20 protein-coding genes and 1 riboswitch are annotated in these 22,266 nt (G+C 73.4%); of the genes, 1 reads left to right on the top strand and 19 read right to left on the bottom strand.

Features of this window, described 5'->3' with window-relative positions; translation table 11 throughout:
* Positions 1-70: 70 nt before the first annotated feature.
* From infB to ACZ2G1_RS00530, 4 genes are all read right to left on the bottom strand, one after another.
* Entirely contained in the window at positions 71-2,938 is a 2,868-nt protein-coding gene (gene infB / locus ACZ2G1_RS00545) for a translation initiation factor IF-2 (RefSeq protein ID WP_031282722.1), read from the bottom strand.
* 204 nt (positions 2,939-3,142) lie between these two features.
* Positions 3,143-3,421, bottom strand: coding sequence for a DUF448 domain-containing protein (locus ACZ2G1_RS00540; RefSeq protein WP_229588731.1), 279 nt, complete (start codon positions 3,419-3,421; stop codon positions 3,143-3,145).
* A 267-nt stretch (positions 3,422-3,688) separates the two neighbouring features.
* Positions 3,689-4,669, bottom strand: coding sequence for a transcription termination factor NusA (nusA, locus tag ACZ2G1_RS00535; protein ID WP_017832933.1), 981 nt, complete (start codon positions 4,667-4,669; stop codon positions 3,689-3,691).
* A gap of 191 nt (positions 4,670-4,860) precedes the next feature.
* A complete protein-coding gene (locus ACZ2G1_RS00530; RefSeq protein WP_095651572.1) occupies positions 4,861-5,376 on the bottom strand; it encodes a ribosome maturation factor RimP in 516 nt (171 codons plus the stop codon).
* A 100-nt stretch (positions 5,377-5,476) separates the two neighbouring features.
* On the opposite strand from ACZ2G1_RS00530, the gene ACZ2G1_RS00525 reads away from it, so the two are divergent.
* On the top strand, positions 5,477-6,511 hold the full coding sequence (locus ACZ2G1_RS00525) for a hypothetical protein (RefSeq protein ID WP_470377323.1): 1,035 nt from the start codon (positions 5,477-5,479) through the stop codon (positions 6,509-6,511).
* Positions 6,512-6,532: 21 nt separating this feature from the next.
* Here ACZ2G1_RS00525 and ACZ2G1_RS00520 read toward each other — a convergent pair whose 3' ends face one another.
* The 15 genes from ACZ2G1_RS00520 to frr all read right to left on the bottom strand — a co-directional run bounded on the left by ACZ2G1_RS00520 (position 6,533) and on the right by frr (position 22,163).
* On the bottom strand, positions 6,533-7,300 hold the full coding sequence (locus tag ACZ2G1_RS00520) for a TSUP family transporter (protein ID WP_031282729.1): 768 nt from the start codon (positions 7,298-7,300) through the stop codon (positions 6,533-6,535).
* A gap of 49 nt (positions 7,301-7,349) precedes the next feature.
* Positions 7,350-9,149, bottom strand: a complete 1,800-nt coding sequence (locus ACZ2G1_RS00515; protein WP_115162536.1) for a proline--tRNA ligase — start codon at positions 9,147-9,149, stop codon at positions 7,350-7,352.
* 148 nt (positions 9,150-9,297) lie between these two features.
* Positions 9,298-10,152: a GNAT family N-acetyltransferase gene (locus ACZ2G1_RS00510; protein WP_241975697.1), complete on the bottom strand. Its 855-nt coding sequence runs from the start codon at positions 10,150-10,152 to the stop codon at positions 9,298-9,300.
* An 18-nt stretch (positions 10,153-10,170) separates the two neighbouring features.
* A complete protein-coding gene (gene ispG, locus ACZ2G1_RS00505) occupies positions 10,171-11,337 on the bottom strand; it encodes a flavodoxin-dependent (E)-4-hydroxy-3-methylbut-2-enyl-diphosphate synthase (RefSeq protein WP_017832938.1) in 1,167 nt (388 codons plus the stop codon).
* Between the two features lie 178 nt (positions 11,338-11,515).
* Entirely contained in the window at positions 11,516-12,850 is a 1,335-nt protein-coding gene (locus ACZ2G1_RS00500; protein WP_035929719.1) for a M50 family metallopeptidase, read from the bottom strand.
* A gap of 196 nt (positions 12,851-13,046) precedes the next feature.
* A complete protein-coding gene (locus ACZ2G1_RS00495) occupies positions 13,047-13,646 on the bottom strand; it encodes a methionine ABC transporter permease (protein WP_081615817.1) in 600 nt (199 codons plus the stop codon).
* A gap of 56 nt (positions 13,647-13,702) precedes the next feature.
* Positions 13,703-14,782 (bottom strand): methionine ABC transporter ATP-binding protein, encoded by a 1,080-nt coding sequence (locus ACZ2G1_RS00490; protein ID WP_017834140.1) that lies wholly within the window; start codon positions 14,780-14,782, stop codon positions 13,703-13,705.
* A complete protein-coding gene (locus ACZ2G1_RS00485; protein ID WP_035929727.1) occupies positions 14,779-15,672 on the bottom strand; it encodes a MetQ/NlpA family ABC transporter substrate-binding protein in 894 nt (297 codons plus the stop codon). The genes ACZ2G1_RS00490 and ACZ2G1_RS00485 overlap by 4 nt, the downstream gene beginning before the upstream one ends.
* A gap of 100 nt (positions 15,673-15,772) precedes the next feature.
* Positions 15,773-15,889: riboswitch (SAM riboswitch) on the bottom strand.
* A 44-nt stretch (positions 15,890-15,933) separates the two neighbouring features.
* Positions 15,934-17,208, bottom strand: a complete 1,275-nt coding sequence (dxr, locus tag ACZ2G1_RS00480; protein WP_232035319.1) for a 1-deoxy-D-xylulose-5-phosphate reductoisomerase — start codon at positions 17,206-17,208, stop codon at positions 15,934-15,936.
* 131 nt (positions 17,209-17,339) lie between these two features.
* Complete coding sequence (locus ACZ2G1_RS00475) at positions 17,340-17,612, bottom strand: GlsB/YeaQ/YmgE family stress response membrane protein (protein ID WP_017834137.1); 273 nt, start codon at positions 17,610-17,612, stop codon at positions 17,340-17,342.
* Between the two features lie 223 nt (positions 17,613-17,835).
* Positions 17,836-19,467 (bottom strand): solute symporter family protein, encoded by a 1,632-nt coding sequence (locus ACZ2G1_RS00470; RefSeq protein ID WP_109222385.1) that lies wholly within the window; start codon positions 19,465-19,467, stop codon positions 17,836-17,838.
* Between the two features lie 3 nt (positions 19,468-19,470).
* Complete coding sequence (locus ACZ2G1_RS00465; RefSeq protein WP_017834135.1) at positions 19,471-19,851, bottom strand: DUF485 domain-containing protein; 381 nt, start codon at positions 19,849-19,851, stop codon at positions 19,471-19,473.
* A gap of 164 nt (positions 19,852-20,015) precedes the next feature.
* On the bottom strand, positions 20,016-20,624 hold the full coding sequence (locus tag ACZ2G1_RS00460) for a DivIVA domain-containing protein (protein ID WP_095651366.1): 609 nt from the start codon (positions 20,622-20,624) through the stop codon (positions 20,016-20,018).
* 25 nt (positions 20,625-20,649) lie between these two features.
* Positions 20,650-21,606 carry a phosphatidate cytidylyltransferase gene (locus tag ACZ2G1_RS00455; protein ID WP_017834133.1) on the bottom strand — a complete coding sequence of 319 codons (957 nt, stop codon included), beginning with the start codon at positions 21,604-21,606 and terminating at the stop codon, positions 20,650-20,652.
* Positions 21,606-22,163 (bottom strand): ribosome recycling factor, encoded by a 558-nt coding sequence (gene frr / locus ACZ2G1_RS00450; protein ID WP_017834132.1) that lies wholly within the window; start codon positions 22,161-22,163, stop codon positions 21,606-21,608. Before frr ends, ACZ2G1_RS00455 begins: the two co-directional genes overlap by 1 nt.
* Positions 22,164-22,266: the final 103 nt, after the last annotated feature.

The following is a 22,266-nucleotide window of genomic DNA, read 5'->3' as shown; positions in this document are numbered from 1 at the left end:
ACGGGCGGGCGCTGGGCCCGCCCGTGCCGCCGCGGGTGTCCCGCGCGCGGGGCGCGGGACTCGGGACGGGTCAGGCGCGCGGCTTCTCGCGCATCTCCCACGTCTCGATGAGGTCGCCCTCGTGGATGTCGTTGAAGGAGCCGAGCCCGATACCGCACTCGTAGCCCTCGCGGACCTCGGTCGCGTCGTCCTTGAACCGGCGCAGCGAGTCGATGGTGAGGTTGTCCGCCACGACGCTGCCGTCCCGGACGAGCCGGGCCTTGGAGTTGCGTCGGATGGTGCCCTTGGTGATGTAGGCACCGGCGATGTTGCCCCACTTGGAGGAGCGGTACACCTCGCGGATCTCGGCGGTGCCGAGCTCCACCTCCTCGTACTCCGGCTTGAGCATGCCCTTGAGCGCGCTCTCGACCTCGTCGATGGCGTTGTAGATCACCGAGTAGAACTTCATCTCGACGCCCTCGCGGTCGGCCAGCTCCGTCACGCGCTCGGCGGGACGGACGTTGAAGCCGATGATGATCGCGTTGTCCACGGTCGCCAGGTTGACGTCGTTCTGGGTGATCGCGCCGACGCCGCGGTGGATGACCCGCAGCTGGACCTCCTCGCCCACGTCGATCTTGAGCAGCGAGTCCTCGAGCGCCTCCACGGCACCGGACACGTCGCCCTTGATGATGAGGTTGAGCGTGTCGATCTTGCCGGCGGCCACGGCCTCGTCGAAGGACTCGAGCGTGATCCGCTTGCGGCGCTTGGCGAGCAGGGCGTTGCGGTCCGCCGCCTGGCGCTTCTCGGCGATCTGGCGTGCGGTGCGCTCCTCCGGGGTGGAGAGGAACGTGTCGCCCGCCCGGGGCACCGAGTCGAGGCCCAGCACCTGCACGGGACGCGAGGGACCCGCCTCCTCGACGGACTGCCCGTTCTCGTCGAACATGGCGCGCACCCGGCCGTACGCGGCACCGGCGACGATCGCGTCGCCGACGTGCAGCGTGCCGGACTGGACGAGCACGGTCGAGACCGCACCGCGGCCCTTGTCCAGGTTCGCCTCGATGGCCACGCCGCGGGCGTCCTTGTTCGGGTTCGCCGAGAGCTCGAGCGCGCCGTCCGCGGTCAGCACGATCGCGTCCAGCAGGTCGTCGATGTTGAGGTTCTGGCGCGCGGAGACGTCGACGAACATGGTGTCGCCGCCGTACTCCTCGGGGACCAGGCCGTACTCGGTGAGCTGGCCGCGGATCTTCTCCGGGTTCGCGTCGGGCTTGTCGATCTTGTTCACCGCGACCACGATCGGCACGCCGGCGGCCTGGGCGTGGTTGAGCGCCTCGACCGTCTGCGGCATGACGCCGTCGTCCGCGGCGACCACGAGCACGGCGATGTCCGTCACCTGGGCACCACGGGCACGCATGGCGGTGAACGCCTCGTGGCCCGGGGTGTCGATGAACGTGATCTGCCGCTCCTGGCCGTCGACCTCGGTGTCGATCTGGTAGGCGCCGATGTGCTGGGTGATGCCACCGGCCTCCCCCTCGATCACCTTCGTGTTGCGGATCGCGTCGAGCAGGCGGGTCTTGCCGTGGTCGACGTGGCCCATGACGGTGACGACCGGCGGGCGCGCCTCCAGGACGTCCTCGCCCTCGGCCGCGGCCTCGGCCTCCAGGTCGATGTCGAAGGACTCGAAGAGCTCGCGCTCCTCGTCCTCCGGGGAGACGACCTGGATCCGGTACCCGAGCTCCGCGCCCAGCAGCTGGAAGGTCTCCTCGTCGAGGGACTGCGTCTGCGTGGCCATCTCGCCGAGGTGGATGAGCACCGTGACGAGGGAGGCCGGGTTCGCGTTGATCTTCTCGGCGAAGTCCGTGAGGGACGCGCCGCGCCGCAGGCGGACGACCGTGGTGCCGTCGCCGTGGGGCACGGAGACGCCGCCGACGGACGGGGCCTTCATCTGCTCGAGCTCCTGGCGCTTCGCCCGCTTCGACTTGCGCTGCTTGCCGCGGGCACCGCCGCGCCCGAAGGCGCCCTGGGTGCCGCCGCGGCCGCCGCGGCCGGGGCCGCCGCCGGGACGGGAGAACCCGCCCCCGCCGCCGCCGGGACCGCCGCGGCGGGGACCTGCGCCGCCGCCGGCCGGCCGGGAGCCGATCGGGGCCACGCCGGTGGTGTGCCCGGGCATCATGTTCGGGCTGGGGCGTGCGCCGCCGGGGCGGGGACCGCCCTGGGGCCGCGGGCCGCCCTGGCCCTGCGGACGGGGACCGCCCTGACCCTGGCCCTGCGGGCGGGGACCGCCCTGGCCCTGGCCCTGGGGACGCGGTCCGCCCTGGCGCTCGGGACGGCCCGAGCGCATGCCCTGCTGGGCGGCGAACGGGTTGTTGCCCGGACGCGGACCCGCCGGGCGGGGAGCACCGGGGCGCGGCGCGGCCGAGCCCGGACGGGGCGCGGTGCCACCGGGACGCGGCGCGGCCGAGCCCGGACGGGGCGCTCCGCTGCGGCCCATGCCCTGCTGGCTGGCGAACGGGTTGTTGCCCGGGCGCGGGCCCGGGGCGGGGGTCCTGGCGCCCGGGGCCGCCGGGCGCTGCGGCGCGGACCGCTCCGGGGTCGAGGACGGCTCGGCGGAGCGCTGCTCGGGCGCCTTCTCGGCCGGCCGCTGCTCGGCGGCCTTCTCGGGCGCGCGCTCCGGCGCCTTCTCGGCGGGCTTGGCGGCCGCCGGGCCCGGGGCGGGCGCGGAGGTGCCGGGCCGGGACGAGGCGCCGGGCTTGGACGCGGGCTTGCCGGCGGGCGCCGGGGCCGCCGGGGCGGACTTCTCCGCCCGGCCGGCGAGGGCGGAGCGCAGCTTCTTGGCGACGGGCGGCTCGACGGTCGAGGACGCGCCTCGGACGAACTCACCCAGGGTCTGAAGCGTGGAAATCGCTTCCTTGGACGTTATTCCGAGCTCTTTCGCGAGCTCGTGAACGCGGGGCTTGGCCACTTCTCTCCTGTCTCGGTCCGCACCGAAACAGGCACGAACCACTTATTTTCCGTTGAGGCTCCCGGAGCATCGGCCGTCGAGGACGGCGCGGGGTCGCGGGAGGCCGTTGGCAGAGCACAACGAAGCACTCATCGCTGGGCACTCATCGGTTTTCCATCGGTTCTCTGACTCGCTTTCCAGTTCTTCACCCGCGAACGGACGTGGTCACCGGTCCGGTCGGACCGCGCGGGCTGCCGTCCGGGGACGGCTGTGGTCGGCACTCGTGCGTCCGGTCGCCGGGGCTGCCCCCGTGGACAGCAGAGCGTCCAGTGCGGGGGCGACCGCCTCCGTGTCCACGACCGCCCGGAACGCGCGCCGGAAGGCGCGCCGGCGCAAGGCCGAGTCCAGGCACTCGTGGGAGGGGTGGAGCCAGGCTCCGCGACCGCCGAGGCGGCCGTCCCGGTCGACCACGGCCCGGAGGCCGCTGTCGGTCGGTTCGGTCACCACACGTACGAGCTGGTCAGGGTGTTCGGTGGTCCGGCATCCGATGCACGTGCGACGGGAGTCTGCACTCACTCGCTCGGTACTCCTCGTCTCGCGCCGGGACGTCGGGGACGTCCCGTGCGGGCCGGGAGCGGGCGCCGGACAGGGACCACCAACGATCTGACCGCTGTCCAGTCTATCCCGGGGACCGCCCTGGGCCGAAACCGGGGGCGCGCGGGATCCCGGGACCGCCCCGGGGCGGGGGCGCCGGTCCCGCCGCGGCGCGGCTCAGCGGCGCTCGGCGGCCTTCGACTCGGGCACGATGTCGATCTTCCAGCCCGTGAGCTTGGCGGCCAGGCGGGCGTTCTGGCCCTCCTTGCCGATGGCCAGGGACAGCTGGGTGTCGGGGACCACGGCGCGGGACGAGCGGGCCCGCTCGTCGAGCACGCTCACCCGGGACACCTTGGCCGGGGACAGGGCGTTGGCGATGCAGCGGGCGGGATCGTCCGACCAGTCGACGATGTCGATCTTCTCGTCGTGCAGCTCGTTCATCACGGCGCGCACGCGGGAGCCCATCTCCCCGATGCAGGCGCCCTTGGCGTTGATCCCGGACTGGGTGGCGCGCACGGCGATCTTGGTGCGGTGGCCGGCCTCGCGGGCGATCGCCATGATCTCCACGGAGCCGTCGGCGATCTCCGGCACCTCCATCTCGAACAGGCGGCGCACCAGATCCGGGTGGGACCGGGACAGCGTGATGGACGGGCCCTTCATGCCGCGCTTGACCTCCACGACGAAGGCGCGGATGCGCGCGCCGTGCGGGTACTTCTCGCCGGGGGCCTGCTCGTGCGGGGGCAGCACGCCCTCCACGGTGCCGAGGTCGACCTGGACCATGTGGGGGTTGTGCCCCTGCTGGATCTGCCCGGAGACGATCTCTCCCTCCCGGCCCTTGAAGTGGCCCAGGACGGCGTCGTCCTCGACGTCGCGCAGGCGCTGGAGGATGACCTGGCGGGCCGTGGAGGCGGCGATCCGCCCGAAGCCGGCCGGGGTGTCGTCGAACTCCCCGACCGCCTCGCCGTCCTCGTCCAGCTCGGGCGCCCAGATGGTGACGTGGCCGGTCCGGCGCTCGATCTCGGCGCGCGCTCCCGGCAGCGCGCCGGCGGTCTTGTGGTACGCCAGCAGGAGGGCCTGCTCGATGGTGGGGATGAGCAGGTCCACGGGGATGTCGCGCTCACGCTCCAGCAGTCGGAGGGTGCTCATATCGATGTCCATGTCCGGCCTTCCTCACCTGACGGCCCCGGGGACGGCGCAGCGCACCGTCGGGGATGACGGGGCGCCGCCACGGGTCGTGCTCGCGCACTCGTCGTCGCACTCGGTTGTCGTCGCACTGCGGACCGCGGCGCCGGTGGGCGCCGCGGCGTCAACGGCACATCTTACACTCGTGCCGAGTGTGGCCGGGTCCGTCAGTCCGTGAACTCGACCTCCACCCTGGCCCGGCGCACGGCTTCGAAGGCCCAGCGCTCCGGGTCGAGCAGTCGGGCCGGCATCCCCTTCTTCACCTGGTGGCTGCGCTGCAGGACCACGCCGTCCTGGCCGACCTCGAGCAGGCGGGCCGTGAACTTCTCGCCCTCCACCGGGGTGACCCGCACCAGCCGGCCGATCGAGCGGCGCCAGTGCCGCGGGGCCGCGAGCTCCCTCGTGGCCCCCGGGGAGGACACCTCCAGCTCGTAGGCCGAGCCCGGCACGGGGTCCGTGCGGTCGAGGAGCTCGGACACGGCCCGGGAGACCGCGGCGATCCGGTCGATGTCCACGCTGTCGGTGCTGTCCTCCGGCAGGTCCACGAGCACCTGCAGCACGAGCCCGGTGCCGGCGGGCTTCAGGGCGACGTGCTCCAGGACGAGCCCCGACTCCTCGACCGCGGGGCCGATCAGCTCGGCCAGCCGCTGGTCGTCGGGTCCGGGGGTGCTCTGCTCGCTCACGGGGTCTCCTCGTGCTGTCGGGACGTCGGGGTCGGTCCTGGAGATCCTATGATGAACGCGGCCCTCCGCCGTCCCCCGCCGCGTCCCCCAGGAGCCCCCGGTGACCGATCCCCGCACGCCCGTCCCCCGGGTGCTCCCGCTGGTGCTGGGGGTCCTGCTCGCCACCGGGGCGTCCGGGGCGTGGTGGCTGGACTCCGCCCGGCCGGTGCCCCCGGACGAGGTCGCGCGCGCCGAGGCGTGGCGGGGAACCGAGGCGCTGCTCGCGGCGCCCGCCCCGGCGCCCGCCGCCGCGTGGGCGGACGTGCGCGCCGACCTGGCCCGGCAGCTCGAGGCCCTCGGTCCCGCGCCCGACGACCGCACGAGCGCCGCCGCCCGGGCCGGGCGCCCCTCCCCCGCCGGCGGCACCGGCGGCGTCAGCCCCGGAGACGCCGGGGACGCCGGGGACGCCGCGGAACCGGGCGCCACGGCGTCCGCCGTGCTGCGGACGACGGCGACGGCCCTCGCCGGGGACGCCCTGGCCGCCGAGGACCCCGCCCTGGCGCGGGTGCTCGCCGCGGCGGCGGTCTCGCGGGCCACGGCGGCCCGGCAGCTCGCGGTCCCGCAGGGCCCGGCGCCGCAGGTCCCGGCTCCGGCCGGCGCCGACCTGTGCGACGCCGCCGGGGATCCGGCCCCCGGCGGGACGACCGCTCCCGGGGCCGTCCTGTGGTCGGCGCTGGACCGCGCCGGCTACGCCTTCGAGGCGCTGGCCGCCCGCACCGGGACGGCCGCGGACGCCGCCGCCCCTGACGTTGCCGCCCCGGCCGGTGCCGTCCCCGCCGAGCTGGCGGCCCGGGCGCGGGCGGACGTCGAGGAGCTCCTGGGGTCCCCGTCCGCCCGGCGGGTGCTCGCGGCGGACCCGGGGCTGCCGGCGGGCGCCTACGTCCTGCCCGAGGACGTGCGGGAGCACCCCGGCCGGGTCGCGGACACGGCGGCGCGGGACGTGCAGGATGCCGCCGCGCACGTGCTGGCCCGCGGGGACGCCGGCGACCGGTGCTGGGCGCTCGTGGCGCTCGAGCGCGCGACCGGGCTGCGCGCCGCGCTCACGGGGGAGGTCGACGCCCTGCCCGGCGTGGTCCGGGACGACCCGCCGCGGTGACCTCCCGCCCGGTGGGGCGGCTCAGGCTCCCCGCAGCACGTCGACGCCCAGCTTGAGGATGAGCAGCGAGACCACGGTGAGGAACACCACCCGGATGAAGCGGCTGCCGCGGGCCACCGCGGTGCGCGCCCCGAGGTAGCCGCCCAGCATGTTGGACAGCCCCAGGACGAGACCCAGGCCCCACAGCACCGACCCGTGGCCGAAGAAGAACACGAGCGCGCCCACGTTGGTCGCGAGATTGACGATCTTCGCCTTGGCGCTGGCGGCCAGGAAGCTGTAGCCCAGCAGCGTGATCATGGCGATGACCAGGAACGAGCCGGTGCCCGGGCCCATCACGCCGTCGTAGAAGCCGATGACGGTGCCGATCACCATCGCGGTGCCGTAGTGCCGCGCCCCGCTGTGGCGCAGCTCGGTGAGCTGCCCCACGGTGGGCCGGGCCACGGTGAACAGGAGCACGGCCACCAGCGCGGCGAGGATGATCGGGCGGAACACCGCCTCGGGCAGGGACGCGGCCAGCGCCGCCCCGCCGAAGCTGCCGAGAAGCGCGACGCCGGCCATGGGCAGGGCGGTGCGCAGGTCGGGGGACGTGCGCCGGTAGAAGGTCAGCGCGCTCGTCGCGGTGCCGAACACGGAGCCCATCTTGTTGGTGGCCAGGGCCTGGACGGGGCTGATCCCCGGGACCATCAGCACCACGGGCAGCTGCAGCAGGCCGCCGCCGCCGACCACGGCGTCGACGAATCCCGCGGCGAGTCCGGCCGCCACCAGCAGGGCGACGACGCCGGGGTCCATCTGCTCCAGGCCCGAGGCCCCGAGCCAGGCGCCGAGCCCCTGCACGGGATCAGCCGCGCACTGCGGCGGCGACCACGGCGGCGACGCCGTCCCGGGGCACGTCCTCGTTGCTGCCGCTCGCGCGGTCCTTGAGCTCGAGGACGCCGTCCTTGAGGCCGCGGCCGACCACCAGCACGGTGGGCACGCCGAGCAGCTCGGCGTCGCCGAACTTCACGCCCGGGGAGACCTTGGGCCGGTCGTCGAAGAGGACCTCGAGCCCCTCCGCCTCGAGCTCGGCCACGACCTTCTCGGCCTCCTCCAGCACCTCGGGGCCCTTGCCGGTGGCGACCACGTGGACGTCCGCGGGGGCGACCTGGCGCGGCCAGAGCAGCCCCTTGTCGTCGTGGTAGGCCTCGGCGAGGGCGGCCACCGCCCGGGTGACCCCGATCCCGTAGGAGCCCATGGTCACGGTGACGAGCTTGCCGTTGCGGTCGAGCACCTTCAGCCCCAGTGCCTCCGCGTACTTGCGGCCCAGCTGGAAGATGTGGCCCATCTCGATGCCGCGGGCCGCCTCGAGCGGGCCGGAGCCGTCCGGCGCGGGATCGCCGGCCCGGACCTCGGCGCACTCCAGGACGCCGTCCCAGGCGAAGTCGCGCCCGGCCGTGAGGTCGTAGACGTGCTGGCCGGCCACGTTCGCCCCGGTCACCCACCGGGTGCCGCGGACCACGCGCGGGTCCACGAAGAAGGGGATGCCGGTCGAGGACTTCTCGCCGAGCACGGCCTGGTCCGGGGACAGCCCCGGCCCGATGTAGCCCTTGACCAGCAGCGGGCAGGCGCGCAGGTCCTCGTCACCGGCCTGCTCCACCAGCACCTCGCCGGAGACGTCCAGGGCGGCGCCGATGCCGGCCTCGATGCGCTTGAGGTCCACGGCGCGGTCGCCGGGCAGGCCGACCGCCACGAGCCGCCTGGCGCCGTCGGGCAGGACGACGGCGAGCACCACGTTCTTGAGGGTGTCGCCGGCGGTCCAGGGTCCCTCGGCGCGCGGGTGCAGCTCGTTCGAGCGCTGCACGAGCGTGTCGATCGTGGGGCTGTCCGGGGTCTCGAGCACCCGTGCCTCGGGGGCCCCGGCGGGATCGGTCTCCGCGGGCACCACGGTGGTCACCGCCTCGACGTTGGCCGCGTAGCCGCCGGGCGAGCGCACGAACGTGTCCTCGCCGATGACCGTGGGGTGCAGGAACTCCTCGGAGCGGGAGCCGCCCATGGCCCCGGACTGGGCCGAGACGGCGACCACGGGCAGGCCGAGGCGCTCGAAGATCCGGACGTAGGCCTCGCGGTGCCTGGCGTAGGACTCGTCGAGACCGGCGTCGTCGACGTCGAAGGAGTAGGAGTCCTTCATGACGAACTCGCGCCCGCGCAGGAGACCGGCGCGGGGGCGGGCCTCGTCCCGGTACTTCGCCTGGATCTGGTAGAGGGTGACGGGGAGGTCCTTGTAGGAGGAGTACAGGTCCTTGACGAGCAGCGTGAACATCTCCTCGTGCGTGGGCGCGAGCAGGTAGTCGGCGTCCTTGCGGTCCTTCAGGCGGAAGAGGTTCTCCCCGTACTCCGTCCAGCGGTTCGTGACCTCGTAGGGCTCGCGCGGCAGCAGCGCCGGGAAGTGCACCTCCTGGGCGCCGATCGCATCCATCTCCTCGCGCACCACCTGCTCGACCTTCCCGAGCACCCGCAGGCCCATCGGCAGCCAGGTGTAGATGCCCGGGGCGGCCCGGCGGATGTAGCCGGCGCGGACGAGCAGCTTGTGGCTGTCCACCTCGGCGTCGACCGGGTCTTCGCGGAGGGTTCGCAGGAACAGGGAGGAGAGTCGCAGCGCCACGAGGGCTCCGTTTCTCCCGGGGAGCGCGGCGTGGTGCGGCCGGGCCCGGGCGTCGAGAGGGTGGGCGGCGCCGACGGCGCCGCTGATTCCGGTCAAATCTACACCCCCCGCCCCGCCCGGCCGCACCGGGATCGGCGGCCCCGGGCGCTCAGAGCAGGACGGTGGCGAAGGTCCCGACCCGCTCGAAGCCGACCCGCCGGTAGGTGGCGAGGGCCCGGACGTTGTAGTCGTTGACGTAGAGGCTGACCACCGGGGTGCGCCGGCGGGCGAGGCGCACGGCCGCCGCCATGCAGGGCGCCGCCAGCCCCCGGCCGCGGTGCGCCGGGTCCACCCACACGCCCTGCACCTGCGCCACGCCGCGGGCCACCGAGCCGAGGTCGGCCTTGAACACCACGCGGCCCCCGTCGTCGGTCAGCACGAGGCAGCGCCCCGCCTCGACGAGCGCGGAGACCCGGTCCCGGTACCCGCGGTCGCCGCCCGTGTACGGGGAGTACCCGACCTCCTCCTCGAACATGGCGGCGCTCGCCGGGAGCACGGCGGGCAGGTCCTCGGGGCGTGCCACGCGCACGCCGGGGTGCGGGGCGGGCGCGGGGTCCCGGTCGATGGCCAGCAGGGGCTGGACGGGGCGCAGGTCGAAGGGCCGGGGCCACGAGCGCTCCACCCGGGACCACAGCCCGAGGACCAGCTCGGCGGGCCCGAACAGCGAGGCGTGCCGGGACCCGCCCCGCCGCAGGTGCCCTCCGACGAGGTCCAGGCCCGGGCCGTCCAGGGACACGGGCACCACGTTCGTGCCCACCCAGCACGCGCCGGTCAGCTCACCGTCCGGCCCGGCGGTGCCGACCACGGGCGGGATCCGCGAGCCTCTGCTCCCGCGGTACGACTCGACGTGGGCGGCCACGAAGGCGTGGGCGACGGGGTCCGCCTCGAGCAGCCGGTCCAGCTGGGCCGGATCGACCTCCCCCGCCGGCACCAGCCGCGGCGCCGTCCTCCGCTGCGTCCTCACCCGCCCGTCACCGGCCCGTCAGCTGACGCTCACGACGGGGCTGCCCGCCGTGGTCTCCCCGTTCTCGTCCGTCTCCATCTCGGCGGCGATGCGGTTGGCCTCCTCGATCAGCGTCTCCACGATGAGGTCCTCGGGGACGGTCTTCACGACCTCGCCCTTGACGAAGATCTGGCCCTTGCCGTTGCCGGAGGCCACGCCGAGGTCGGCCTCGCGGGCCTCGCCGGGGCCGTTGACGACGCAGCCCATCACGGCCACCCGCAGCGGGACGGTGAGCCCCTCGAGGCCCGCCGTCACCTCGTCCGCGAGCGTGTAGACGTCGACCTGCGCGCGGCCGCAGGAGGGGCAGGAGACGATCTCGAGCTTGCGCGGGCGCAGGCCCAGGGACTGCAGGATCTGGTTGCCGACCTTGACCTCCTCGACCGGCGGCGCCGAGAGGGAGACGCGGATGGTGTCCCCGATGCCCTGGGAGAGCAGGGCGCCGAAGGCCGTGGCGGACTTGATGGTGCCCTGGAAGGCGGGGCCCGCCTCGGTCACGCCGAGGTGCAGGGGCCAGTCGCCGCGCTCGGCGAGCAGCTGGTAGGCCCGGACCATGGTGACCGGGTCGTTGTGCTTGACGGAGATCTTGAAGTCGTGGAAGTCGTGCTCCTCGAACAGGGACGCCTCCCACACGGCGGACTCGACGAGCGCCTCGGGCGTGGCCTTGCCGTACCTGTCCATGATCCGCTGGTCGAGGGAGCCGGCGTTCACGCCGATCCGGATGGACACCCCGGCGGCCTTGGCCTCGCGGGCGATCTGGCCGACCTGGTCGTCGAACTTGCGGATGTTGCCCGGGTTCACCCGCACGGCCGCGCACCCGGCCTCGATGGCCGCGTAGACGTACTTCGGCTGGAAGTGGATGTCGGCGATCACCGGGATCGGGGACTTCATGGCGATGATCGGCAGGGCGTCGGCGTCGTCCTGGGACGGGCACGCCACCCGGACGATGTCGCACCCGGTGGCGTTGAGCTCGGCGATCTGCTGCAGGGTGGCGTTGATGTCCGTGGTGGGGGTGGTCGTCATGGACTGCACGCTCACCGGCGAGTCGGAGCCGACGCCCACGGACCCGACCCGGATCTGCCGGGTCTTCCGGCGCGGGGAGAGGACGGGCTGGGGCGCGGCGGGCATGCCGAGGCTGACCGGGGTCAAGGAGTTCCTCCGAGGAATCGAGGGCAGGAGCTGGAGCGGTGGCGCCGGGACCCGCTGGCCGGGCCCGTCACCGGTTCCCATTGTGCCCCATGCTCCGGGGCGGCCCCCGGTGCCGGGGGTGCGATTCCTCCCACGCCGAACGCCCGCCGGCCCCGGGGGCGCGCCGGCCGGCCCGGGCTCAGAACAGCCGGACCGGTTTGACGATGTCCGCGTAGATCAGCAGCACGGACATCCCGATCATCAGCACGGCCACCGCGTAGGTCACCGGCAGCAGCCGGGCGGGGTCGAACGGGCCGGGGTCGCGGCGGCCGAGCAGCCGGGCGCTCCCCCGGCGCAGCGCCTCCCACAGCGCCCCGGCGACGTGCCCGCCGTCGAGCGGCAGCAGCGGCAGCAGGTTGAAGACGAACAGGGCCAGGTTGACGGAGCCGACCAGGCCCACGAGGGAGGCGGCCTTGTCCCGCAGCGCGATCTCCTCGTGCGCGGCGATCTCCCCCGAGATCCGGCCGACCCCCACCACGGAGATCGGCCCGTCCGGGTCCCGGGGCGCGTCGGAGAACGCCGCCTCCCCCACCTCGTAGATCCGCTGCGGCAGGTGCAGGACCACCCCGGCGATCTGCTGCAGCCCGTCCAGCACCGCCCCGGGCACCGCGGTCAGCGGCTGCCGGACGGGCTCGCTGGTGGGGCTGATGCCGATGAACCCGACCTCCTCGTAGCGGGGGGCGCCGTCCTCGCCGGTCACGGCGGCGCCGGAGTCGTCCAGCACGGGCCGCGAGGAGAGGATGGGGGTCAGCGCCGCGGACACGGTCCGGCCGTCCCGCTCGACCACCACCGGGATCCGTTCGCCGGCCCGGTCCCGGATCCGGGCGGTGAGCTCGTCCCAGGAGCCGACCGGGGCGCCGTCGACGGCCGTGACGACGTCCCCGGGGCGCAGCCCGGCGGCGTTCGCGGGGGCCTGGGGGTCCTCCGGCCGGCACTCGGTCTGCCCGGCGGCCTGGCGCTCCGCGGCCACCACGCACTCGGACACCCACGCGACCGTCGTGGTGGGCGTCGCCGTCCCGAAGCCGGAGAGCAGGACGGCCAGGCACAGGGTCCCGAGCAGGAGGTTCATCACCGGGCCGCCGAGCATGATCACGATCCGCTTCCACACGGGCAGCCGGTAGAACACGCGGTCCTCGTCCCCGGGGAGGAGCTGGTCCGCGGCGCCGCCGCGGGCCTCGGCCGCCATCTGCTGGAACACGCCGGTGCTCGAGGCGCGGGCCGTCGAGCCCGCGCGCGCCGGCGGGTACATCCCCACCATGGAGATGTAGCCGCCCAGCGGGACCGCCTTGAGCCCGTACTCCGTCTCGCCGCGCCGGCGGGAGAGCACGGTGCGCCCGAAGCCGACCATGTACTGCGTGACGCGCACGCCGAAGAGCTTGGCCGGCACGAGGTGGCCGATCTCGTGGAGGGCGATGGAGACCGCGATGGCGGCGGCGGCCAGCAGCACGCCCACGAGGAACAGCACGACACCCATCCGTCGGACCTCCCGGGATCGTCGAGGGACCCCGGCGGGCGCCGGGGACGTCGGGGCCGTGCGCTCGGCACGGCGAGGACCAGTCTGCACCACGATCCTGGACGTCGGGCACCGGGCGCACCAGGGCACGACGACGGCCGGTGCCCTCCCGGGAGGGAGGCGCACCGGCCGTCGGAGGGCTGCGGGGCGGGGCGCCTCAGCGGCGCAGGATCCGGCGGGCCAGCCGGTTGCCCACCACCTGCACGAGCTGGACCAGGACCACGATGACGGCGACCGCCGCCCACGTGACCTCGTCGTTGAACCGCTGGTAGCCCAGGCGCAGGGCGAAGTCGCCCAGGCCGCCGGCGCCGATGGCACCGGCCATCGCCGACATGTCCGTGATGCCGATGACCAGGAACGTGTAGCCGAGCACCAGGGGGCCCAGCGCCTCGGGCAGGATCACCGTGGTGATGATCCGGCCGCGGGAGACGCCCATGGAGCGGGCCGCCTCCACGACCCCGGGGTCCACGCTCATGAGGTTCTGCTCGACGATGCGCGCCACCGCGAACATGGCCCCGATGGTCATCGCGAAGATCGCGGCATTGGGCCCCAGCCGGGTCCCGACGACCCCCTGGGTCACCGGTCCCAGCGCGGCCAGCAGGATGATGAACGGGATCGGCCGGACGAAGTTCACCACGAGGTTGAGGCCCTCGTGCACCGCCCGGTTCTCCAGGATGTTGCCCCGGCGGGTGACGTAGAGGCCGACGCCCACGAGCAGACCGAGCAGGCCGGCGAGCAGCAGCGTGACCGCCACCATGTAGAGGGTCTCCCCGAGCGCGGACAGCAGCTCGGGTCCCAGGACGGACCAGTCGTTCACGCGGCCACCTCTCTCAGGGTCGTGATGCGGGACATCTCGTCGACCACGGCCTGCACGGCCGCGTCCGCACCGGTCAGCTCGAAGGTCAGGGACCCGAACGACTGCTCCTGGAGCACGCTGATCCCGCCGTAGGCGATGGTGAAGCGGACCCCGCGGGCGGCGCCGTCCGAGAGCACCCCGCCGATGTCCACGCCGTCGCCGACGTCCACGATCACCAGGCGCCCCCGGTGGGCGCGGCGCAGCCGCTCGACCTCACGGGCGTCGGGCACCGAGTGCAGGACGGAGGAGACGAAGCGGCGGGCGGTCTCGGTGCGGGGCCGGGCGAAGATGTCCACGGTGGAGCCGTGCTCCACGACCTTCCCGTCCTGCATCACGGCCACGCGGTCGGCGATCGCGCGGACCACGTCCATCTCGTGGGTGATGATCACGATCGTGATCCCGAGCTCCCGGTTGACCCGCTGCAGCACCTGCAGCACCTCCTGGGTGGTCTCCGGGTCGAGGGCGCTCGTCGACTCGTCGGCCAGGAGCAGCTTCGGGCTGGTCGCCAGGGCGCGGGCGATGCCCACGCGCTGCTTCTGCCCGCCGGAGAGCTGCTCCGGGTAGTTGCCGGCGCGGGCGGCGAGGCCCACGAACTCGAGCAGCTCGGCCACCCGTGCCCGGCGCTTCTCCTTCGGCCAGCCGGCCCGCTTGAGCGGGTACTCGACGTTGCCGGCGACGGTGCGGGAGGTGAAGAGGTTGAACTGCTGGAAGATCATCCCGATCTCCTGCCGCACGGGCGCCAGCTCGGTCTCGCGCCGGCCGGCCACCTCGAAGCCCTCCACGGTCAGGGAGCCCGAGGACACGGGCTCGAGCCCGTTGATCAGGCGCACGAGGGTGGACTTGCCCGCCCCGGAGTAGCCGATCACGCCGAAGATCTCGCCGCGGCGGACGTCGAGGGTGACGTCGTCGACCGCGAGCACCTCGCGCGCCGCCCGCCCCGAGCCGGTGCGGAAGGTCTTGGAGACGTTGCGGAAGGAGACGAGCACCTCGTCCGGGCGCCCGGGTGCGGGCGGCCCGGCGGGGACCGCCGCGCTCACTGCTCCTGGTCCTTCAGCTCCTGCTGGTAGCGCGCGGTCAGCTCCTGGAGCTCCTCCGGCTCCAGCTGCAGCGGCACGGCGGTGTCCTTGGTCTCCTCCATCTCGGCGTCGAGCACGGCCTGCTCGTGGTAGAGGTCCGCGACCTGCCGGAGGGTCTCGTCGTCGGCGAGCTCCTCCGTGGTGGTGAAGAGGTTGACGTAGGCGCGGGAGCCCTCGGACTCGGGGTCGTCCTGGGCGAGCGCGGACTGCGGGTCGATGTCGGCCCGCGAGAGGAAGTCGTTGTTGATGACCGAGCCGGCCACCGAGTCGAGCGAGAGCACCGTCTGCTCCGCGGAGACCGGCGTGACCCGCACCGTGGAGGCCTCGGTGTCGACGTCGAGCTCGGTGGGGATGAGGGTGTCGCTGCTCAGCTCCACGAGACCTGCGGCCTCGAGCACGAGCAGGGCCCGGGAGAGGTTCACGGCGTCGTTGGGCACCGCGATCTCGTCGCCCTCCTGGAACTGCTCCACGGAGTCGTACTGGTTGGAGTACAGGCCCAGCGGGTAGATCGAGGTCGAGCCGATCGGGGTGATGGAGCCGCCGGCCGCGTTGTTGTAGTCGGCGAGGAACGGGACGTGCTGGAACCAGGTCATCTCCACGTCACCGGACTCGGTGGCGGGGTTCGGCTGGTTGTAGTCGGAGAAGTCGACGTACTCGACGGTGATGCCCTGCTCCTCGGCCACCCGCTGGAGGGCGTCGTGGGTCGGGTCGGTGCCCACCACGCCGATGGTGACCTTGTCGTCGGCGAGCACGCCCTCGCCGGAGGACTCCCCGGCGGAGCCGCCGCAGGCGGTGAGGGCGAGGCCGAGGGTCGTGGCCAGGGCGAGGAAGGGGAGGCGCTGCGATCGCATGTGGTGCCTTTCCGTGGGTCCGGGGTGTCGGAGGTCTCCACCGGGGCCAACGGGTCCGGCGGCCACGGTCGAGGGCGCGCCGGAGGGCGCGTGCGCGGTCGGACCGTACTTGCCGCCGGCCGTCGTCGGCCGGTGCCGGATGGTTCACCTGGGGCACCCCACTACGGGAGAGGGTTGCCGCCCAGCAAGCCAGGGCTGCACGCTGGGACTCGTCATCCGCCTGACAGACTAGCACGTGCGGCGGGGCCGGGCCCGGCCCGGTCAGCGGGCGAGGACCTCGCGGGCCCGCCGGCGGGCCCAGCGCTCGGCCGCCAGCACGGCCTCGAGCTCCAGCGGGCCGTCGTCGTCGTGCTCGCCCAGCACCGCCTCGACGGTGTCCACGATGGCGGGGAACCGGATCCGGCCGTCGTGGAAGGCGTGCACCGCCTCCTCGTTGGCCGCGTTGAACACGGCGGGGAAGGTCCCGCCCCGCTCCCCCGCCGCCTTGAGGAGCTCGACGGCGGGGAACGCCACCGGGTCGAGGGGCTCGAAGGTCCACTCCGTGGCGCGCGTCCAGTCGCACGGCAGGGCGGCCCCGGGCACCCGGTGCGGCCAGGCCAGGCCGAGGGCGATGGGAAGGCGCATGTCCGGGGGCGAGGCCTGGGCGAGGGTGGAGCCGTCCACGAACTGGACCATGGAGTGCACGACCGACTGGGGGTGGACCACCACGTCGATGCGCTCGAGGGGGACGTCGAAGAGCAGGTGGGCCTCGAGCACCTCGAGGGCCTTGTTCACCATGGTCGCCGAGTTGGTCGTCACCATCAGGCCCATGTCCCACGTCGGGTGGCGCAGCGCGTCCCGGGGCGTGACCGTCTCGAGCTCCGCCCGGGACCGGCCGCGGAAGGGCCCGCCGGAGGCCGTCAGCACGAGCCGGTCCACCTCCCCGGCGGTGCCGCCGCGCAGCGCCTGCGCCAGCGCGGAGTGCTCGGAGTCCACGGGGATCAGGGCGTCCGGGTCCCCGGTGGCCGCGGCGGCGGCCTTGACGAGGGCGCCGCCGGCGATCAGGGACTCCTTGTTCGCCAGGGCGAGCCGGTGCCCGGCCCGCAGCGCCGCCAGCGTGGGGGCGAGGCCGATGGAGCCGGTGATCCCGTTGAGCACGAGGTCGGCGTCGGGGTGGGCGGCGGCCGCGGACGCGGCGTCGGGCCCGTGCACGACGTCCGGGCGGTATCCCCCGGCCCCGGCGGACGCGGCCCCGTCCGCGATGAGGCCGGCCAGCCGGGCGGCGTCCTGGGCGGTGCCGCTGGTCGCCACGAGCGCGGCGCGGGTCTCGAGGGCCTGCTCGGCGAGGAGCTCGAGGTGCCGTGCTCCGGCGGCGAGGGCGACCACGGTGAACGGGTCCGCGCCCTCGAGCTCGCGGGCGGCCCGCACGACGTCGAGCGCCTGGGTGCCGATCGAGCCCGTCGAGCCGAGGACGCTGATCCGGCGGGGGCCGGCGGCGGCCAGGGCGCGCAGCTCGGGTGTCGGGCGGGTGCGGGGCGAGGTGGCGGGGGGCGTCATGGCCCCAGTATCCCCCAGCGCCACTCCTCGGTGCGGTGCCCGCAGGGGGTGCCTGCGGACGGCCCGGAACGGGCCGAGGCCCCGTCCACCGGGAGCGGTGGACGGGGCCTCGGCGACCGACGGGGGTGGGGTCAGCGCGTGGCGCGACCCTTGCGGCCGGAGACCGCGCCCCAGATGAAGAGCACGATGAGGGCTCCCACGACGGCGGTGATGATGGTGCCGATGTCGAACGCGGACTCCAGGTCCCCGATGCCGATCAGCGAGCCGAGGAAGCCTCCGAGGAGGGCCCCCACGATGCCGAGGACGATCGTGACGATGATGCCGCCACCCTGGCTGCCCGGCATGATGAGCTTGGCGAGGGCGCCGGCGATGAGGCCGAGGATGATCCAGCTGATGATTCCCATGATGGCTCCTTATCCGTCCCGGGAGGGACTTTTATTGTACGCAACCGGCGAGTATCCCTGGAATACCCTGAGGTTGCTTCTGCGCCTCACCCTAGCCGACGGTCAGCCGCCTGTCTGTTCCCGTTAGCCAATCGACGCGTTCCTCCCGGACGCGGACCGGCCCGCCGGAAGCCGGGGCTTCGGGCGGGCCGGTGGATCCTCCCAGGTGGGAGCGGGGAATCCGTCAGTGGGCGACGGGCTTCTCGGCGCCGATGCCTGTGAGGGAGCGCACCTCCATCTCGGACTGCTTGATCGGGTCCTCGAGACGGCGCTCCGTCATGGAACCGATGAAGCCGAGCAGGAAGGAGGCCGGGATCGAGACGATGCCCGGGTTCTGCAGCGGGAACCACGCGAAGTCGGCCGTCGGGATCATCGACGTCTCGGTGCCGGACATGACCGGGGAGAAGACGATGAGGCCCACCGAGATGATCAGGCCGCCGTACATGGACCAGACCGCCCCCCGGGTGGTGAAGCGCCGCCAGTACAGGGAGTACAGGATGGTCGGCAGGTTCGCCGAGGCCGCGACCGCGAAGGCGAGCGCCACGAGGAACGCGACGTTCTGGCCCTGGGCGCCGATGCCGCCCGCGATGGAGACGAGACCGATGACCACCACCGTGGTCTTCGCCACCTTCAGCTCCTTGCGGGGATCGGAGTTCCCCTTCTTGATCACGCTGGTGTAGATGTCGTGGGCGAACGAGGCCGAGGCCGTGATGGCCAGGCCGGCGACGACCGCGAGGATCGTGGCGAAGGCCACCGCCGCGATGATGCCCATCAGCAGGGACCCGCCGAGCTCGAAGGCCAGCAGCGGGGCCGCGGAGTTCACGCCGCCGGGTGCCGCCTGGATCCGCTCGGCGCCGATGAGGGCCGCCGCGCCGAAGCCCAGGATGAGGGTGAAGAGGTAGAACAGGCCGATCAGCGAGATGGCCCAGACCACGGAGGTGCGCGCCTCCTTGGCCGTGGGCACCGTGTAGAAGCGCATGAGCACGTGGGGCAGGCCCGCCGCGCCGAAGACGAGGGCCAGGCCCAGGGAGATGAAGTCCAGCTTGCTGGTCTCGCTCACGCCGTACTTCAGGCCCGGCTCGAGGATGGCCGGGTTGCCGGAGACGGCGACCGCGTCACCGAGCAGGGAGGAGAAGTTGAAGCCGTAGAGCGCCAGGATCCAGACGGTCATGACCGCCACGCCGGAGACCAGGAGCACCGCCTTGATGATCTGCACGTAGGTGGTGCCCTTCATCCCGCCCACGAGGACGTAGACGATCATGAGCACGCCCACGACCACGATAACCAGCGACTGCCCGACCCGCGAGCTGATGCCCAGCAGCAGCGACACCAAGGCGCCCGCCCCGGCCATCTGGGCCAGCAGGTAGAACGCGGACACGGCGAGGGTGGAGATGGACGCCGCGACGCGCACGGGGCGCTGGCGCAGGCGGAAGGACAGGACGTCCGCCATCGTGAACTTGCCGGTGTTGCGCAGCAGCTCGGCGATCAGCAGGAGCGCCACGAGCCAGGCCACGAGGAAGCCGATGGAGTAGAGGAACCCGTCGTAGCCCTGGAGGGCGATCGCGCCCACGATGCCCAGGAAGGACGCCGCCGAGAGGTAGTCGCCCGCGATGGCCAGGCCGTTCTGGGTGCCGCTGAAGCCGCGGCCGCCGGCGTAGTAGTCGGCCGCCGTGGACGTGGACTTCGAGGCGCGGAGGACGATGACCATCGTGACGACGACGAACGCGCCGAAGATGGAGATGTTGATCCAGGGCGTGCCGACCGTCTCCGTGGTGGCGGCCGTCATGGGCGCGAGCGCGGTGTGCAGCTGGTGCATCGGTCAGTTCTCCTGTCCGTGGACGCCGCCGGTGGTGCCGAGGCTGGGCTCGAGACGCTCCCGGATGGCCGTGGCCTTCGGGTCCAGCTTGCGGTTGGCGAAGGACACGTAGGCCCCCGTGATGGCAAAGGTCGTGACGAACTGGAGCAGGCCCAGGACGACGCCGAGGTTGACGTTGCCGATGACCTGGATGGCGAACAGCTGCGGCGCGTACATGGCGAGCACCACGTACAGCAGGTACCAGACCAGGAAGGCGACGGCGAGCGGGAAGACGAAGCCGCGATGGGTCTTCCGCAGCTCCTGGAACTCTGGCGACCGCTGGGCCGCGGGGAAATCGATGTCGGCGACGAGGTCGTCGGCGTCGATGGGTGGCTGGGTGGACATGGGCTACCTCCTCATGTGATGTGGCCCACACTAGGCCGTTGTATGCACAGGAGCAAGGCGTAACACCCAAAAGTTGCTTTTCAGGGGTCAGGATGAACACGGAACGGCGTTTCTGGACGAGGCCCGGTCCAGCATGTATACACAGAGGCTTCGGGGAGCCTGTTTCAGCGAGAGGCCAGGAGAAGTTGGACGGCGCGGTCCAGGAAGGCGTCCACCTGCTGCTCCTCGTAGCTGCGCTCCCCCTGCGCGGGCGGGAACACGGCCCGGCGCAGCTCGGCCGGCGCGAGGTCCGCGGCGCCCTCCAGCCGGGCGCCCAGGCGCTCGCAGAGGACGTCCACGTGGGCCGCGGAGTAGCCCTGGGCCCGCGGCCGGGAGGGGCGCCGGAAGCGCTGCGTGCGCGGCCGGTCGAGACGGTTCCGGAGCAGCCGGGTCAGGGCGTCGACGTGCTCCTGCCAGGCCTCGGGGCCCCGGTCGCGCAGGCACTGCTCGCGCTCGGCCGCGGCCAGCGCGTCCTCGGCCGCGTCCAGCAGCCCGTCGACGGCCTCCGGCCGGTAACCGCCCCGCGCGTCGGCGAAGACGGCGGCGCGCACCTGAGTGCTCAGCACGGCCCCGGACCGGTGCGCCGGTCCGGGGCCGGGCGGCGCGTCCTGCAGGGCCGCGTGCACGCCGGCCAGGAGCTCGTCCACCTGGACGACGTCGTAGCCGCGCTCGGCCTCGGTGCACCGCGGGATGCGGGCGGTGGCCGGCCGGGCTCCGGGGCGGTCGGGAGGCATGGGCTGCGGGTCCTGGACGCCGGGCTCAGGCGCTCGCGGCGAAGAGCTCGAAGAGCAGGTACCCGGCGGGGACGGCGAAGAGGATGGAGTCGATCCGGTCCATCACGCCCCCGTGGCCGGGCAGGAGGGTGCCCATGTCCTTGATCCCCAGCTCGCGCTTGACCATGGACTCGGAGAAGTCGCCGAGGGTGGCGGCGAGCACGAGCACCGCGGCGAGCACGGCGCCCTCCCACCAGGCGTGGTCGAGCAGCAGCACGGCGCACAGGACGCCGATCAGCACCGAGCCGCCCAGCGACCCGGCGAAGCCCTCCCAGGACTTCTTGGGGCTGATCCGCGGCGCCATGGGGTGGCGGCCCCAGACCACGCCCACGGCGTAGCCGCACGTGTCCGAGCCGACGGCCAGCAGGATGACCGTGAGCACCTTCAGGGGGCCCGCCTCGGTGTGGTAGAGCAGCAGGGCGATGCTCAGCAGGAAGCCCACCCAGACCAGGGCGAACACGGAGCCCATGATGGACAGGATCATGCCGTCCCGGCCCCCCAGGGCCCGCCAGACGATCACGAGCGTCAGCCCCACGATCACGGCCATCATCAGCGCCTCGCCGCCACCGGCGAACGCGGCGACCGGCATCAGCACGCCCGCGGTCACCGCCGGGACGCGCGGGATGACGATGCCTCGGTAGCGCAGGGACCGGCCGACCTCCCAGACGCCGATCCCCGCCGCCGTCCCGGCGAAGAGCGCCAGGACGAGGGGCTGGACGAACAGCCCGACGAGCAGGGTCCCGATGAGCACCACGGCGACGCCCACGGCGGCCGGCAGGTTCCGGCCGGCGCGGGAGGGGGCGGTGTGCCGGCGCCCCGGCGTGCCGGGGGTCGTCGCGGCGCCGGCCCGGACGGGCGCCGGCCGGGCACGCGGGGAGAAGGCCCCCCCGGCGGTTCCCGGGGAAGCCTTCGTCTCCTGGTGCGGTCGCGGCTGGTCCGGCATCAGACCTGCAGCAGCTCCGCTTCCTTGTTCTTGAGCATCTCATCGATCTGGTCGATGTGCTTCTTGGTCGCGGCGTCGAGGTCCTTCTCGGCGCGCTTGCCCTCGTCCTCGCCGATGTCGCCGTCCTTGACGGCCTTCTCGATCTGGTCCTTGGCGTGCCGGCGGATGTTGCGCACGGAGACGCGCGCCTCCTCGGCCTTGTGCCCGACGACCTTGACGTACTCCTTGCGCCGCTCCTGCGTCAGCTCCGGCATGACCACGCGGATGACGTTGCCGTCGTTGGCGGGGTTCGCCCCGATGTCCGAGTTGCGCAGCGCCTTCTCGATGTCGTTGAGGGCGGAGCGGTCGTACGGCGTGATGAGCAGCGTGCGGGCCTCGGGGTTCTGGAAGGAGGCGAGCTGCTGGAGCGGGGTGGGAGTGCCGTAGTACTCGACCAGCAGGCTCGAGAAGAGGGAGGGGTTGGCCCGGCCGGTGCGGATCGCGGCGAAGTCCTCCTTGGCGCCCTCCACGGCTTTGCCCATCTTGGTCTTCGCTTCGGACATGGTCTCTGAGATCACGTAGGGGCTCCTTCGTCGTGTCGCACGGAGTCCTCCGCGCGGGGTCGGTTCGGCCGGTCGCCGCGCGGGAACCACGCCGCCCGGCCGTGCTCGCCCCAGTCTA

The sequence above is a fragment of the Kocuria sp. KKT182 genome (assembly GCF_055635395.1).
This window is presented reverse-complemented; position numbering and strand designations above follow the sequence as displayed.